Origin of the sequence: Pedobacter sp. (assembly GCF_035317785.1) — a bacterium.
Classification (GTDB): Bacteria; Bacteroidota; Bacteroidia; order Sphingobacteriales; family Sphingobacteriaceae; genus Pedobacter.
The window spans coordinates 17,329-32,921 of the sequence record NZ_DATHGC010000378.1 but is presented as its reverse complement, the minus strand read 5'-3'; the positions used below and the strand labels follow the sequence as shown (position 1 = coordinate 32,921).

Below are 15,593 nucleotides of genomic sequence, written 5' to 3'. Positions count from 1 at the left end.
AAATTAGACTTAATCCAGATAAAGGCCTCTGATTGTATCAATCCCATTAACAAGCTCTTGTTATTGGAGTCGGGAGAAATGTTTAAGATCGATTTCCTATATTGCAACATCAATTGATCATGGTTTGATGGAGAAAAAGGTCTCAATTAAAGATATTGCAAAACACCTGGGAATTTCAATAAGTACAGTCTCGTTTGTTGTAAATGGCAAAGCCAAAGAAAAAAGAATTAGTGAGGAGCTAACCCAACGGGTATTGAAGCTGGTAGAAGAGCTTGGTTATAAGCCAGATGCACTGGCCAGAAGCTTCAGGACAGGCAAGACCAATATCATCGGGTTTTTGGTGGATGACATCTCCAGGCCATTTTTTTCCAATCTGGCCAGATTTATTGATGAAAAAGCAGCAAAAAATGGATATAAGATCATCTACAGCAGTACACGCGGCAATAGAAAGAAGGCCATAGAACTCCTGCAGATCTTTCAGGACAGACATGTCGATGGATATATCATCGCATTGCCGGAAGGTCTGGAAACGGAAGTGGAGGCATTGACAGAAAGCCGTAAGCCGGTAGTGCTGTTTGACAGGTATTTTAGGGAGCTGAATACCGATTATGTAGTGATCAATAATGAGGAGAGCACTTATAAAGCTACTTGTCATTTAGTGGATAACGGTTATCAAAATATAGGTTTTGTGACTATAGACACCATAGAACAGCAGATGCTGGACCGGTTAAAAGGCTATGAAGATGCCATAACCCGGGCTGGATTGATCCCAAGTATATTAAAAATCAATTATATAAACGCTGCCACCGGACTTCCCGCGATCATAGATTATCTGACAGAACAAAAGCAACTGGATGCGGTTATCTTTTCAGCAAATTATCTTTGTATGGATGGCCTTCGTGCCATAAGACATCTGGAGCTGAACATTCCGGATGACCTTGCCGTGCTTTCTTTTGATGACTTTGAATTGCTTGAATTTGTTTTGCCCACCATCACAGCGATAGCTCAGCCGCTGGAAGATATTGCGGAAAATATCATGACGATTTTAATGCAGCGGTTAAACAACCCGAAAGTGGCTCATGAATATAGCCAGATTGTCTTGCCGACCGCAATGACGTTGAGACAGTCTACAGCAAAAAAAACAAGCATAAAAAAAACCGCCTGCTAGCATACAGACGGTTTAGACAAATCCTAAAACCTATTTATTTGCCTTATTTCTTTTTGTCAGTTTTTGGGGCAGCAGCATCCGTTTTCGGAGAAGTTACTTTATCTGCTTTTTTCACCTCAGTTTTTTTATGAGTTCTGGATTTGTGAACTGCCGGTTTTTGAGTAGTTACAGGAGTTTGCGCAAATGCACCGAAAGTTGCCGCAACTAATGTCAATGCTAAAATTGTTCTTTTCATGTCTAAAGTTATTTAGTGTTATTTGTTGAGTCAAAGTTGCTCATCAAACATGAAGATTTAATGAAGATAAAAGACGTTAATTTTCCAGATCCAAATGTACCAGCGTCCCTTTGTTTTTCCGGGAGGTTATACTGATCTTTATATGATGAAAAGCCGCAATGCTTTTTACAATTGCCAGGCCAAGACCATAACTGTCTTCTCTGTCGGACCTCAATTTTTCAAACCGGGTAAATGCACTTTTAACTTCTTCCTCATCCATTCCCCGGCCGGTATCTTCAATAGACAAGAAGTAATTTTCTTTTTGATACCCGCCGTAAATTTTTATCGTACCCGATTGCACATTATACTTTATCGCATTACTCAGGATGTTCGACAACAGTATATGGACCAGTGAGCGGTTTCCTGTAAAATTGAAATCATCCCTCAGTGTAATGTCCACTTTCAGGTTCATCATCAATAACCGGTGCTCAAGTTCTTCATATACCTCATTTATAGCTTCCTTTACAGATATGTTATCCGATTTGACATACTGGTTGTTTTCTACTTTGGAGATGAGCAGGAGACTGTTGATGATTGATTTTAGCCGGTTAAGTGTTTTCAGACAGGAGACAATCTTGTTCTCACCGGCTGCGGACAGCTGTTCATCATTCAGCAGGTTTTCCAGCCGGCTGTTCAATACAGAAATGGGAGTGAGGAGTTCATGTGATACATTGGCTATAAATTCCTTTTCAGTGAGAAACAGATCGGTGATCCTTTTCATCAGGATACTAATGCTCTGATCAAGAATGCGAAAATCTTCCGTACTTGTCTTCACCGCCTGGTAATTGAAGCTGATGGGGTCATCTACTTTATTCAGCTTTTGATCTATTATCTTGTAAAAGGGCGCAAGCAGGTACCGGGTAAATGCCAGATCACTGATCAGTGTGAGCGTGATTCCCGCAAATAATACGCAAAATGTGAATACAGAGATGGTATGTTCCAGCTGGGCTATGGTTGATGTGGTCTCTCCGAGTTCGAGCCTGTACCTTTTACCTTTATAGATGAAGTCTGCTGTGAGGATTTGATACTCCTCCTCCTGTCCCTCTATGTTTCTGACGGACTGGCTAAAATATTGTCCCGGTGGCGTCCGCCGGTTCTTAATCTCTTTCAGGATAATGTATTCTTCCTTGAGCAGGTTATAATCGGTAAAAGTCCGCTGCTGTGTAAGCAGGTCATTGACCTCCGCAGTAGAAAGATTGGCGATGAGTTTGCTTTTCTTTTGGAGCAGGCGCTGCTGAATGTGATGTATGGAAATGCGGTTGATGGATATCAGGATCAGCACCCCCAGGAATGCGATGATGGCAATTTTGGTAAGGGTATTGTAAAGCGCAAGCTTAAACTGTAACCTCATGCCTGACCGCTGAAATGCCATCATCTACAAGTTAATTCGGTAACCAATACTTCTGACAGTCTCAAACCAGTCGATCGGCGCATGGGCCGACAGCTTTTTGCGGAGATTTTTCACATGTACATCCACAAAATTGGAGTCCGAGTTGATTTCCAGAATATCGCCCCATACATGCTCAGTCAGGTTTACTCTTGATATCACCCTGTTTTTATTCAGTACCAGATAATTAAATATTTCAAACTCCTTGTTGGTCAGGTTTAGCCTTTCCCCATTAAAGCAGAGCAAGTGGTTTTTGATATCAAGGATAAATTTATGAATGCTGATCTCATTCTTTTCCAGTTTATGTTTGCGCCTGATGATCGCGTGCATCCTTGCCAGAAGTTCTGAAAGAGAAAACGGCTTAGCCAGGTAATCGTCGGCTCCCGCCTCTAATCCTTTAATGCGGTCGTCCACTTCACCACGGGCTGTCAATATAATTACAGAATCTTCTCTGCCTTTGGTGCCCCTCAATTGGTTTAAAAGGTTTAGTCCGTCACCACCCGGCAAGCTCAGGTCCAGCAATATAAAATCGTAGGTATTGACAAAGATCTTTTCGGCTGCTGAAGACTTTTTCCAGGCATGTTCTATGGTGTATCCTTCTTTTCCGAGGAATTCAGCCATTTCCAGAGCGAGGATCTTTTCGTCTTCAACGATCAGGATGTTCATCAGATCAAATTAACAATTTTTTAAACATTGCGCCATTCATATTTGTACCCTATACATTTACATCCTTCACAATTGTCCCGTTCCTATCTGCTCCTTCCATAACTTCCAAAAAAATTAATGTGTTTTGAGGACATGTGAAATCTTTTCCTTCAAAAGATTTCGAGTCCGAAAAACACATTAATTTTTACTTCCTCCCCCAAGCGCCCTATATAAATTCACAATAGCCTGCAGCTTTTGCAGCCGGTCATTGATGCTGCTGAGTTGGGCAGCTAAAAGACTTTGCTCTGAGGTCAGTACATCAGTATAGTTTGTTGCAGAACTGTAACGCAGTAATTCTTTGGTGAAATCAACGGCCTTGGTCAGAGCGGCGATCTGTTTTGCCCTGGTGGCCTCTTTTTCAGCTGCGGTCTGATAGGCAAATAAAGCATTGGAAACTTCCTGTCCACCAATTAATAATGTTTGCTGGAAGCTGTAAAATGCCTGCTGCTGCTGTGCCTCTGCAGTTCTTAGCCTGGCCTTGTTCTGACCCTTGTTGAAAATAGGCTGGGTAAGTCCGCCGATGAGGTTATAAAATATTGAATTGTCGAAAAAGTTTTTGACATCCAGGCTGGACAAGCCACCATTTGCCGTCAGTGTAAGGGCGGGATAAAAGTATGTTTTAGCTACGTTCTTGTTTTCAAATGCTGCACGGAAAGCAAATTCAGCGGCTTGTACATCAGGCCTGTTTTGCAGAAGCTGGGCAGATACACCTGTTTGTAAACTGCTGTATGGGGTCTGAGTGTCAAGGTTAGACCTTTCAATACTTCCGGGACCCTTTCCGAGCAGGATGCTCAGTGCATTTTCACCTTCTCTGATGCTTCTTTTAAGATCAGGAATAGTGACCTGGGCAGCATACAGATTGGCCTCACTTTGCACTACCGCTGCTCCGTTTACTACGGCACCCTCTTTCAGTGACTTCATCGTTTCTACATCTTTCTCCCTGATACTAACGGTCTGCTCGGTGATGGCCAGCTGCTTATCCAATGCCAGCAGGTTGTAGTAAATATTGGCGATATTAGCAATCAGCTGTGTTTGAACAGCGGTTTTTGCAGCATCTGTTTGAAGTAGTGATGCATATGCAGCACGCTTGCTGCTGCTCAGTTTACCCCATATGTCTGCCTCCCAGCTGGTGCTGAGCTGTGCTCTATAAGTTTGGGTCTCTGTATTGATGTTTACGCCCGGAGGAAAATTTAACGCAGCTTTAGACTGCTTGGCATCAGTGACAGAAAGATCACCTGAAAGACTAGGTAAAAAGGCAGCTTTACTTTGCTGCAGGGCAGCCTCAGCAATTTTAATCCTTTCTATGGCCTGTTTCAGGTCCAGATTTTCATTGAGGCCTTGCTGGATTAATGTTTGCAGGGTTTGATCTGCAAATAAGGTTTTCCATGGCAGATCGGCAATGGTAGTCGTGTCTGTACCGGCATTGTCGCGGTACAGGCCATTGCTGTTCAGTGCCGGCCGTTCGTATTTCTTAGTAACACACGCGGTTAAAGCAAGTATGCAGAAACCAATGATGACATATGACTTTTTATGGATAGAATTCATGTTTTTCGATAAATTAATGTTCGCGGGCATCAGGTTCCGGAAATGCCAGTTCAGCCTGTTCCTTGACAATTCCTTCTTCAAAAGGAGACTTATTACTTACTTTTTCCTGCAAAGTCTGGAAGATGATAAATAATGCAGGAATTACAAAAATACCGAAGATTGTGCCGATTAACATTCCTCCAACTGCCCCCGTGCCGATTGATTTATTGCCCGCCGCACCAACACCGGTAGAAAGCATTAGTGGTAATAAACCTAAAATGAACGCGAAGGATGTCATCAGGATAGGGCGCAAACGCGCAGTTGCACCTTCAATTGCGGCATTAACAATGCTCATCCCTTTTCTGCGTCTGTCTACGGCGAATTCCACAATTAAAATTGCGTTTTTAGCAAGTAAGCCCACGAGCATGATCAGTGTGATCTGAGTATAGATATTATTGTCTACTACAAAGATCTTGTCGAAAATAAATACACCCGCCAAGCCAATAGGCAAAGAAATTAGAACGGCCAGCGGCAAAATATAGCTTTCATACTGTGCCGCCAATAAGAAATAGACGAAAACTACACACAATAAGAAGATGAAGATGGTTTGGTTACCCCCGGCCATTTCCTCACGGGACAAACCGGAGAATTCATATCCATAACCTGCTGGTAAATGTATAGCGGCTTCTTCTTGTACAGCTTTTAAAGCATCACCAGAACTAAAACCCGGTTTGGGATTGCCAGTTACAGCAATTGACGTATATAAGTTGAAACGTGAAATAGCTTGCGGGCCATATACCTTTTCTAAGTTAATAAACTCGCTAACAGGCGCCATAACACCAGCTGAGGTACGTACATAGATGCTGTTCAGACTCTGCTGGTTAGCACGGTACTTGGCATCAGCCTGGTACATTACCCGGAACTGCTTTCCAAATTTATTAAAGTTAGAGGCATAAACACCACCAAAATAGCCTTGTAATACACTCAGTACATCTGTTACTGTTAAACCAGCCTGTTTAATTTTTGCCACGTTAACCTCAATTTGAAATTGAGGGAAATTAGGGTTAAAAGAGGTTGACGCATACTGAATTTCAGGACGTTTAGCCAATGCTGCCAGAAATGAATTTCCTACCTCATTAAACTTGTTAATATCGCCGCCGGTTTTATCCTGTAGCTGGAATTCGAACCCGCCACTTGTACCAAAACCCTGAATAGTAGGTGGTGCAAAGAAAATAATCTTAGCGCCTTTAATGCCAGCGGTTTTAGCAAACAATTCACCGATAATTGCTTTTACATCACGTTCACGCTCGTTCCATGGCTTTAAACGGGAAATTACCATACCGTAAGAACTCCCTGAACCACTGATCATACTCCTTCCCACGATCCTTAAAGCACTTTGCACTTCAGGTACGTCTCTTACAATTTTATCAATTTGAGTGATAATTTTATTTGTTTCTTCCTGAGAAGTCGAAGCTGGCAATGAAATATCAGACATGATTACACCCAGATCTTCATTAGGTACGAAACCTTTTGGCGTTGTATTCATCGTCCAGATCAAAACAACGGTAAATATGACAATACCTAAACCAGCAATCCATTTTCTATGCGACAAAAAGCCAACTGACCTTTTATAGCGGTTTGTCATCAAATCAAATGAAGTATTGAAACCTATATAGAAGCGCTGTAAAAAATTCTTAGGCTTATTGTGATCGTCTTCATGCGGTTTTAGAAACAAGGCACACAAGGCTGGACTTAACGTTAAAGCATTGATTGCCGATAAGATAATCGCAATGGCCAATGTTAAGCCGAACTGTTTGTAAAATACACCAGAAGAGCCCTGAATAAAACTTACCGGAATAAATACCGCAGCCATTACCAATGTGATCGAAATAATTGCCCCGGTAATGTCCTCCATTGCATCTACCGTTGCTTTCTTAGCAGATTTGTAACCCTGGTCTAATTTGGCATGTACCGCCTCCACAACTACAATCGCATCATCTACCACGATCCCAATGGCCAATACCAGAGCAAACAGTGTTAACAGGTTGATTGTAAAACCAAATAAACTTAAAAAGAAAAATGTACCCACAATGGCCACCGGAACAGAGATTGCCGGAATTAAAGTAGAGCGGAAATCCTGAAGAAAGATAAACACCACAAGGAAAACCAAAATAAAAGCCTCGATTAAAGTATGGATTACCTTTTCGATAGAAGCGTCCAGGAAATCATTAACATTTACCAGCGAAGTATAATGAATGCCTTTTGGGAAAGATTTAGAAGCTTCTTCTAATGTTTTAATCGAGTTTTCGATGACTTCTTTTGCATTTGAACCAGCTGTTTGATTAATCGCAATACCGATAGAAGCATTCCCATTGTATTTTGATGTGCTTGCATAACTTAAAGCGCCTAACTCTATACGCGCAACATCTTTTAAACGTAAAACCTGGCCATTTGCATCAGCTTTGATAATGATATTGCTAAACTCGGCTTCGCTTTTTAATCTTCCAGTGTACTTTAGCGTGTATTGAAAAGACTGATCGCCTTGTTCACCAAGCTGCCCAGGTGCGGCTTCGACATTTTGCTCTGCCAACGCGGTATTTACATCGGCAGGAATTAAACCATACGTGGCCATGACATCTGGCTTAAGCCAGATGCGCATGCTGTAATCCATTTGTCCAAATGAACTCGCATCACCCACGCCCGTAATTCTTTTGATTTGAGGAATGATGTTAATATTCGCGTAATTCTGCAAAAATTTCTGATCATAGTTCGGGTTGTCGCTGTGGATCACAAAGATTAAAACGTTACTTGCTTGTCTTTTAGCCGTAACAACACCAGAACGTGTCACCTCGGCAGGTAATAAACTGGTTGCTCTTGCAACCCTGTTTTGGACATTTACCGCAGCTAAATCCGGATTGGTTCCTAACTTGAAGTTTACTGTTATTGTGGCAGACCCATCATTACTTGCACTGGAAGTCATGTAAGTCATGTCTTCTACCCCGTTAATTTGTTCTTCGAGCGGTATAACTACACTACTCATTACCACATCAGCATTTGCACCCTGATATGACGTAGAAACCTGTACCGTTGGCGGAGCAATTTCAGGATATTGCGATACCGGTAATGTTATCAGACCAAGTATACCGAGTATCACTATGATAATTGATATCACAGTTGACAATACAGGTCTATCTATAAATTTTTTAAACATAAGGTTTGATTTACAATTATGATTTAAGGTTTACGGTGATTTTATTATTTAATTTCAGCGTAAACTGAATCAGTATTTTTGTCTTCCGGTTTAATTTTGGTTCCGTCTTTTAAGGACTGGAAGCCTTCTAAAACAATTTTATCTCCTGCTTTAAGTCCTTTGGTAACCACATAGAACTTGCCTTTTGTAATTTCCATTACTTCGATCGGCGTGTTCATTACCTTAGCAGAATCTCCAAGGATGTATACGAATTTCTTTCCTTGTAAATCTGTTGTAGATTTTTGAGGGATTAAGATGACATTCTTAACGTGCTGGGGGATACGGACAGATGCACTTGCCCCACTTTTTAATACTGAAACTGGATTTGGAAAAGTTGCCCTTAAGCTTGCAGATCCAGTGCTTGTGTTAATTTGTCCGTTAATGGATTCTATTCTGCCATTTTGTGCATAACTGCTTCCATCGGCCAATACCAGACTTACAGGTGGAATATTTCTCATCTGCTCGGCTAAATTCTTTCCGTTGTAAACATTAGAAAAATCTAAAAGCTGTTTTTCATTTAATGAGAAATAAGCGTAAACTTTTGCAGTATTAGAAACAGTTGTCAGGGGCTGTGCACTACTGCTGCTCACCAAGCTGCCAGTTTTATAAGGTATGCTGCCTACAACCCCGTCAACAGGACTGGTAATATTGGTATAACCTAAGTTTATTTTTGCATTTGCCAAAGATGCCCTTGCTTGTGATAGCATAGCTCTTTTACTCTGCAGCGTAAGCTGGGCAGCTTCCAGTTCATATTTACTGATGATGTCTTTTTCAACAAGAGGTTTGGTCTTGTTTACCTGTAGCTGGGCAGCATTTACATCAGCTTCGGCACTGCTAATGGCGGCAGCGGCAGTTCTTACCGCTTGCTCATATTGTGGTGCGTTAATGGAAAACAAAGGTTGCCCCTTTCTGACAACCGCCCCTTCGTCAACATAAATACGTTCTACAAAACCATCAACTTTAGGTCTGATATCAATATTCTGAATACCCTCTATTGTTGCCGGATAATCCGAATCTAAAGTCGTCTCTTGTGTAGTCACCGCAAAAACCGGATAAGGCTGCGGCTGTCCCGCTGCCGCCTGAGCGGCTTTTTCATCTTTACCGCTGCAAGAGGCAAGGACTATTCCCGAAAATAATATAATTGATAGTCGAATTGCTGTTTTCATCTTTATGTTGGAGTTGCTTTTGAGTTTCATTTTCATCAGTATATATAATTGTTTTTTATCGGTTGTGAAGCTGTCAAGAGCGATATACATTGTTGCTTCGGCTGTTAGCATTGATATATCATTTCAAAAATAAGTTGCTTCCGTTCTTTCATTAATTTCAAATATTCGGCATCGCCGATATTGTATAACGATTTATTTAAGCAATTGGTTATTAGTGGGTAGGCCATCAGGGCGAACAAATTCATGCAAAACTGACGCGGATCCATTTTTTTGATTTCCCCTTTTTCCATTTCTGCACTTATTTCTTTCAGGAAGGCCTTTAATCTGGTCTTCTTTTCTTCCGGAATTGCCTTGTCACCCCGATTTAATTCAGTTACTACATACATCTCGCGGTAAGGGTATTTCATAGCCTGATCCATAAAAACAGTAATCAGCTGATGAATTTTTTCTTTAAACTTTAATTCAGCAGAAAAAACAGAATCCATTACCGCAGACATTTCTGTCCTTGCTTCTGTTGCTACCTGTTCGAAAAGAACATCTCTTGTTCTGAAATAGTAGTTTAATAATGTTCTGTTAACGCCGGCCGCGTCTGCGATATCCTGGGTGGTGGCATGCAATTTCCCTTCAGAGAAAAAGATGCGTTTCGCCGTATCTTTAATTAATTGCTCCGTGCCGGTATCTCTTGTGGTCATTTGCTGGATTTGACAAAATTGTTAAACAAAAGTATTAATCCCGCATTTCAATTAAAACATAGGATTGTAATGTTTAACTGCATGTGGGCTTTTGTAACTAAACATTTGCAAAAACCTTTAAAAAAACACTTGACTTTAAGAAAAAGAATAATAATTTACTATACCGGCATGTGTCTGTGAACGTGCCGCAAGGCAAATTCCAGCTGTTCGGCGGGTGTCAGGTCAGTATTGTCGAGTATTATAGCGTCCTCTGCGCGCACCAGCGGGCTTTCGAGCCTCGTCGTATCCGCATAATCCCTGTGAGCGATGTTTTCAAATACTTCTTCAAGGGTGGTCACGTCATCTCCTTTGCTTTGCAATTCTTTAAAGCGGCGCTCGGCTCTGATCTTTGGGTCGGCAGTCATGAAAAACTTTACCTGGGCGTCTTCAAATACAGTAGTGCCGATGTCCCGGCCATCCATGACTATATTTTTGGATTTCCCCATGCGCTGCTGCTGCTTTACCATTTCGTGACGCACTTGTTTATTGGCAGAAACCTCACTTACATTTTCGGATACGGGCATTTGACGGATCTCTTCAGAAACCTCCTCTCCGTTTAAAGTGATATGTGATTCGTAATCCCTGGAGTGAAAATTCAGTTCGATATGATCAAGTGCATCTTTTACCGACTGGGCGTCGTTTACATCGATATGATTTCTAAGGAAATATAAGGTAATGGCCCTGTACATGGCACCACTGTCAATATAAATAAACCCAAGTTTTTTAGCCAGAGCTTTAGCTAAAGTGCTTTTCCCACAAGATGAATACCCATCTATTGCTACAACCAGGTTTTTTCTCATATAAAGCAAAGTTAGTATTTTAGACAATTGGCTTCTGTTTATTTTTCATATTGCACTACACTGAACTTGAATTGTTATTTTTGCAGCATGTTACCGTCAAAAGAAGAGCTCATTAAGGTTGTTACTTTCAAAACTTCGAGAAGCGGAGGGAAGGGAGGACAAAATGTAAATAAGGTTTCCAGTAAAGTAGAATTGATCCTGGACCTGAACCTTACACCGTTTTTTACAGAAGAGGAGCGGGTGCTCTTAAAGGAGAGACTGGCAAACAGGCTTGATCTTGAGGGATGCCTGCATATCGTTTCGCAGGAAGACCGGAGTCAGCTGATGAACAAAGAGAGAACACTCGTAAAGCTGATTGCCCTGCTGAAATCCGCACTTCATATTCAAAAAAAGAGAAAGCCTACCAAAATCCCCAAAGCGGTGATCAGAAAAAGACTTGCTGATAAGCAGTCCGTTGGTTCCAAAAAAGAATTGCGTAAGCGTCCGCAGCTTGATTAGATTTTAAACTGCAGTACAAATTAATTAAACCGGTAGAACATGCTGATCGATCCGTATTGGTGTGCTCTTGCAGGACTTTTGATCTCTTTTGTCTTGAAGATCATTCCAAAATCAAATGTAAAGCGCTGTGAGCTGTAATTGACACCAAACTGCTGTGCAAATACTACGGGTTTAACGTCAAAAGTAACCGGGCTGTCATCATTAAACATACTTCCCTGTATTGTCGCGTCGTAGGCTGCAAAATTAAGCTGTGGTTTGGCGTAAAAGAAGAGTTCACGTTTTACGAGCGCTCTCGTTTTTGCGTTGTTTCCGATAACGGCGTTTGTATAACCCGAATTGAACAATTGATTGATCCTGCCAGCTCTGAATAGTACTCCTGCCCCGGCACCGCTAAATGTAGTGCCCGCGTTGACATAGCCTTCAAAAGAAAAATCCGTAGCCTGGTCGGAAGCCCGGTGAAGTAACCGGGTATATTGGGCGGAAAGATTTATTGAAAGTTCATTTTTTATCTGATAATCCCAGCCTCCGAGTTCGTAGAATCCTACCACGTCGTGCAGTAGTTCCTGACCATCTTCAGCAAGAGAATTTGGTCCGGTTGTTCCTAATTCGATGCTGGTTTTTAAGATATGCTCATCGCTGTGAAACCAGCTTAAGGCAGCTCCGGCATAAAGATAGCCAGCAAATGGCCTGTCCTGATTATCGGGGTTTGGCGCATAGCCTGATATTGGGTTATACATCTTCTGACCTGCAGAAATCTCCCATATTTTTTTTTCCAGTCCCTGCTTCAGCTTTTGCTGATCAGTAGCATGCCTGAAGTTGATAAAAAGTCCATTGGTGTAGTATCTGTCTGAGCCCTGTGCCAAATAGGAGTCATTGTCACTTTTAAAGCCAAATTCATTGTTGAAGGTCTGTGCGAAAATAGTACCTCCTGACAAGAAGAAGAAAAAGACGAAAGCAAGGAGAAGTTTATGGTTCATTTGTTGATTAAAAAAACTCCGGCGGTTTGCCGGAGTTCGATAACATATTTTCAGAATTTAAAATGAGTAGCCGAAACTGATACCGCCATAATAGGGCAGGAAAAAGTCTTTACTAAAGACCGGGCTCAAGCCTGCACGGAAAGAAAAACCGCCATCTTCAGGCTGTACCCGGTAAAAAAAGCTCATGGTACCTATCACATTACTTTCATTTTCATTGAAAAGAACTTCACTGTTGCCACTTGTACTGATATAAGTTGCCCCCAGCCCGAGTTCAAAAAATTTATTGCCCTTTCCCAGAAGATAGTTTAATGACAGGGGAATAGTGGTAATTTTATCGCCATCCAACGCGAAATATCCAATACCTGCCCTTCCCCCCAGTCCATCTTTCCGGTTGGTGAAACGGGAATCATAGTTTGCGGTGAAAGTAAGGCCCTGCCCTCCGAGTTCCACAAAAATGTTTTGTGCGCGCTTCACTGAGGGTGCGCCATTATTCTGTACGGCAATAATATCCTGCGCCGAAGCATTCTGCAGACTAACTGCTGCAAAAAGAATCCCTAATAATACTGTGATCTTCTTCATGTGTGAGTTTGTTGGTTTTGAAATATTTGGTTATCCCAATATTAGGTAAAAATTAACTAGTTTGCAATCACTGCGGTTTTAACCACAATGTTTTGCGGGTTTTTTACTTTGTCTTTTGTCAGCGCCAAATTGATTACCTCATCCATCTCCGTTACATAATGGAAGTTCAGGTCCTTAATATAACTTTCTTTGATCTCCAGTATATCCTTACGGTTTGATTTGCACAATATGATGTCTTTAATATTTGCACGTTTTGCGGCCAGTATTTTTTCTTTGATCCCGCCTACAGGAAGTACTTTCCCTCTAAGTGTAATCTCTCCCGTCATGGCCAGATTGGACTTTACCTTCCGCTGGGTAAAAGCAGAAGTCAGCGCTGTAAGCATTGTTATACCTGCCGAAGGACCATCTTTGGGTGTTGCTCCTGCTGGAACGTGTACATGGACATCCCACTGGTCAAATAACGCAAAGTCTATGTTGAACAGATTCGCATGTGCCCTCAGGTAAGCTAAAGCTATAATTGCTGATTCTTTCATCACCTCACCCAAATTACCTGTCAGGGTCAGTTTTCCTTTACCAGGGCTTAAACTCGCTTCGATAAACAGAATATCACCGCCAACAGATGTCCAGGCAAGGCCCGTCACTACACCAGCTACTTCATTGCCTTCGTAAAGGTCCTTGTCGTACAAGGGTGCCCCAAGAATGGCCTCCACATCATCGGCGGTTAGATTTGGCTCATAAGGAACCTCCATAGCTATTTTGGTGGCCACGCCTCTGACTAAAGAGCCTATCTTTTTTTCAAGCCCCCTTACGCCCGATTCCCTGGTGTAGTCTTCTATTACTTTTTCAATCAGGGCATTTTTTACCGTGATGTCTTTTGTTTTGATCCCATGTTGCTCTCTTTGTTTAGGCAGCAAGTATTTTTTTGCAATTTCAATCTTCTCTTCAATTGTATAACCGTTGACCTCAATGATTTCCATACGGTCGAGTAAAGCCGGCTGTATGGAACTCAGAGAATTGGCAGTAGCGATAAACAACACATTGGAAAGGTCATAGTCAGTTTCAACATAATGATCGTTAAATGCACTATTTTGTTCAGGATCCAATACCTCAAGGAGAGCAGATGAAGGATCGCCCCTGAAATCTGTTCCGACCTTGTCAATCTCATCCAATACAAATACAGGATTAGCGGCGCCTGCCTTTTTTATAGACTGAATGATTCGGCCAGGCATGGCGCCGATATAAGTCTTTCTATGTCCGCGGATCTCTGCCTCATCACGGATACCACCCAGTGCCATACGGACATACTTGCGGTTCAGTGCTTTCGCTATTGATTTTCCAAGGGAAGTTTTGCCGACACCCGGAGGACCTACCAGACAAATGATAGGGGCCTTCATATTGCGTTTTAATTTTAAAACGGCAAGATATTCTATGATGCGTTTTTTGACTTTATCCAGGCCGAAATGGTCTTTGTCCAGAATGCGCTGTGCGCGTTTCAGGTCAAAATTGTCTTTTGTAAAGTCATTCCAGGGAAGATCCAGTAACAATTCAAGATAATTGATCTGAACTGAATAATCAGGCGCAGCAGGGTTCATTCTGCCTAATTTTTCTAATTCTTTACTGAAATGCTTTTCAACGGGGGCAGACCATTTTTTCTTCCTGGCACGGATCTGCAAAGTTTCGTATTCCAGGTCAGAGGAATTACCACCCAGCTCTTCCTGGATGGTTTTCAATTGCTGGTTCAGGAAATAATCCCTTTGCTGTTTATCCAGATCCGTGCGCACTTTAGACTGTATCTGGTTTTTGAGCTCGAGCATTTGCAGTTCAAGCGTAAGCAGTTCCATTACCATTGCTGCACGCTCACGCAGATTTGTCATTTCAAGCATTTTTTGCTTGTCCGCCACATCCGCGTTCATATTGGAAGAAATGAAATTGATCAGGAAAGATGTGCTTTCAATGTTTTTGAGTGCAATACCTGCTTCGCTGGGGATATTGGGAGACAATTGTATGATCTGCGAGGACATTTCCTTGATAGAAGCCACTAGTGTTTTGAACTCTTTGTCCGCTTTGTGCTTTGTTTCGTTGAACTTGCTGATGGTCACCTTGATATAAGGTTCTGACTGTACTTCTTCCACCAAACGGAAACGCTGTTTTCCCTGGATGATCACAGTAGTGTTTCCGTCCGGCATTTGCAGCATTTTTATAATGTGTGCTACGGTTCCCACATTGTTTAACTGTTCAAACGAAGGATCTTCAATAGTTACATCACGCTGTGAAACCACCCCGATTATTCGGTCTCCCTTATAGGCCTCCTTGATCAGCTTTATAGATTTATCTCTGCCGACTGTTATCGGGATAACTACACCTGGAAAAAGAACTGTATTTCTGAGTGGCAGTATTGGCAGTATTTCGGGCGTTTCTTCATTGTTCATATCATCTTCGTCCTGCTGGGACATTAGCGGAAAGAACTCAGTATCTTCATTTATAATAGGAAGTGCATTGCTAAAATCGAATTGATCTTGTTTACTCATTAATTA

13 protein-coding genes are annotated in these 15,593 nt (G+C 41.8%); 2 read left to right on the top strand and 11 right to left on the bottom strand.

What is annotated here, in order from left to right; genetic code table 11:
* Window positions 1-127: 127 nt before the first annotated feature.
* Window positions 128-1,168, top strand: coding sequence for a LacI family DNA-binding transcriptional regulator (locus tag VK541_RS23620; RefSeq protein WP_324373057.1), 1,041 nt, complete (start codon window positions 128-130; stop codon window positions 1,166-1,168).
* Window positions 1,169-1,211: 43 nt separating this feature from the next.
* Here VK541_RS23620 and VK541_RS23615 read toward each other — a convergent pair whose 3' ends face one another.
* The 8 genes from VK541_RS23615 to cmk form a co-directional block, all read right to left on the bottom strand.
* The gene (locus VK541_RS23615; protein ID WP_324373055.1) at window positions 1,212-1,403 is read right to left on the bottom strand and encodes a hypothetical protein; all 192 of its coding nucleotides are present in this window, start codon (window positions 1,401-1,403) and stop codon (window positions 1,212-1,214) included.
* A gap of 76 nt (window positions 1,404-1,479) precedes the next feature.
* Window positions 1,480-2,817: a HAMP domain-containing sensor histidine kinase gene (locus VK541_RS23610; protein WP_324373054.1), complete on the bottom strand. Its 1,338-nt coding sequence runs from the start codon at window positions 2,815-2,817 to the stop codon at window positions 1,480-1,482.
* On the bottom strand, window positions 2,818-3,495 hold the full coding sequence (locus tag VK541_RS23605) for a response regulator transcription factor (protein WP_324373053.1): 678 nt from the start codon (window positions 3,493-3,495) through the stop codon (window positions 2,818-2,820). It lies immediately after the preceding gene.
* A gap of 177 nt (window positions 3,496-3,672) precedes the next feature.
* Complete coding sequence (locus tag VK541_RS23600) at window positions 3,673-5,160, bottom strand: efflux transporter outer membrane subunit (protein WP_324373051.1); 1,488 nt, start codon at window positions 5,158-5,160, stop codon at window positions 3,673-3,675.
* The gene (locus tag VK541_RS23595) at window positions 5,093-8,269 is read right to left on the bottom strand and encodes an efflux RND transporter permease subunit (RefSeq protein WP_324373050.1); all 3,177 of its coding nucleotides are present in this window, start codon (window positions 8,267-8,269) and stop codon (window positions 5,093-5,095) included. The genes VK541_RS23600 and VK541_RS23595 overlap by 68 nt, the downstream gene beginning before the upstream one ends.
* Before the next feature lie 44 nt (window positions 8,270-8,313).
* The gene (locus VK541_RS23590) at window positions 8,314-9,474 is read right to left on the bottom strand and encodes an efflux RND transporter periplasmic adaptor subunit (protein WP_324373049.1); all 1,161 of its coding nucleotides are present in this window, start codon (window positions 9,472-9,474) and stop codon (window positions 8,314-8,316) included.
* 104 nt (window positions 9,475-9,578) lie between these two features.
* Window positions 9,579-10,166: a TetR/AcrR family transcriptional regulator gene (locus VK541_RS23585; RefSeq protein WP_324373048.1), complete on the bottom strand. Its 588-nt coding sequence runs from the start codon at window positions 10,164-10,166 to the stop codon at window positions 9,579-9,581.
* 158 nt (window positions 10,167-10,324) lie between these two features.
* Complete coding sequence (cmk, locus tag VK541_RS23580; protein WP_324373047.1) at window positions 10,325-11,005, bottom strand: (d)CMP kinase; 681 nt, start codon at window positions 11,003-11,005, stop codon at window positions 10,325-10,327.
* A gap of 87 nt (window positions 11,006-11,092) precedes the next feature.
* On the opposite strand from cmk, the gene arfB reads away from it, so the two are divergent.
* Window positions 11,093-11,503: an alternative ribosome rescue aminoacyl-tRNA hydrolase ArfB gene (arfB, locus tag VK541_RS23575; protein WP_324373046.1), complete on the top strand. Its 411-nt coding sequence runs from the start codon at window positions 11,093-11,095 to the stop codon at window positions 11,501-11,503.
* Window positions 11,504-11,523: 20 nt separating this feature from the next.
* On the opposite strand, the gene VK541_RS23570 is transcribed toward arfB, so the two are convergent.
* From VK541_RS23570 to lon, 3 genes are read right to left on the bottom strand one after another with little or no spacing between them, the layout of a single operon-like run.
* The gene (locus tag VK541_RS23570) at window positions 11,524-12,480 is read right to left on the bottom strand and encodes a lipid A deacylase LpxR family protein (protein ID WP_324373044.1); all 957 of its coding nucleotides are present in this window, start codon (window positions 12,478-12,480) and stop codon (window positions 11,524-11,526) included.
* Window positions 12,481-12,537: 57 nt separating this feature from the next.
* A complete protein-coding gene (locus VK541_RS23565; RefSeq protein ID WP_324373043.1) occupies window positions 12,538-13,059 on the bottom strand; it encodes a hypothetical protein in 522 nt (173 codons plus the stop codon).
* Window positions 13,060-13,115: 56 nt separating this feature from the next.
* A complete protein-coding gene (gene lon, locus VK541_RS23560) occupies window positions 13,116-15,587 on the bottom strand; it encodes an endopeptidase La (protein WP_324373041.1) in 2,472 nt (823 codons plus the stop codon).
* Window positions 15,588-15,593: the final 6 nt, after the last annotated feature.

Coding starts and splice junctions, on each gene's coding strand:
- lon (WP_324373041.1), bottom strand. CDS start 15,587: ATGAGTAAACAAGATCAATTCGATTTTAGCAATGCACTTCCTATTATA.
- VK541_RS23595 (WP_324373050.1), bottom strand. CDS start 8,269: ATGTTTAAAAAATTTATAGATAGACCTGTATTGTCAACTGTGATATCA.
- VK541_RS23620 (WP_324373057.1), top strand. CDS start 128: ATGGAGAAAAAGGTCTCAATTAAAGATATTGCAAAACACCTGGGAATT.
- VK541_RS23610 (WP_324373054.1), bottom strand. CDS start 2,817: ATGATGGCATTTCAGCGGTCAGGCATGAGGTTACAGTTTAAGCTTGCG.
- VK541_RS23585 (WP_324373048.1), bottom strand. CDS start 10,166: ATGACCACAAGAGATACCGGCACGGAGCAATTAATTAAAGATACGGCG.
- VK541_RS23605 (WP_324373053.1), bottom strand. CDS start 3,495: ATGAACATCCTGATCGTTGAAGACGAAAAGATCCTCGCTCTGGAAATG.
- VK541_RS23590 (WP_324373049.1), bottom strand. CDS start 9,474: ATGAAAACAGCAATTCGACTATCAATTATATTATTTTCGGGAATAGTC.
- VK541_RS23615 (WP_324373055.1), bottom strand. CDS start 1,403: ATGAAAAGAACAATTTTAGCATTGACATTAGTTGCGGCAACTTTCGGT.
- VK541_RS23565 (WP_324373043.1), bottom strand. CDS start 13,059: ATGAAGAAGATCACAGTATTATTAGGGATTCTTTTTGCAGCAGTTAGT.
- arfB (WP_324373046.1), top strand. CDS start 11,093: ATGTTACCGTCAAAAGAAGAGCTCATTAAGGTTGTTACTTTCAAAACT.
- VK541_RS23570 (WP_324373044.1), bottom strand. CDS start 12,480: ATGAACCATAAACTTCTCCTTGCTTTCGTCTTTTTCTTCTTCTTGTCA.
- cmk (WP_324373047.1), bottom strand. CDS start 11,005: ATGAGAAAAAACCTGGTTGTAGCAATAGATGGGTATTCATCTTGTGGG.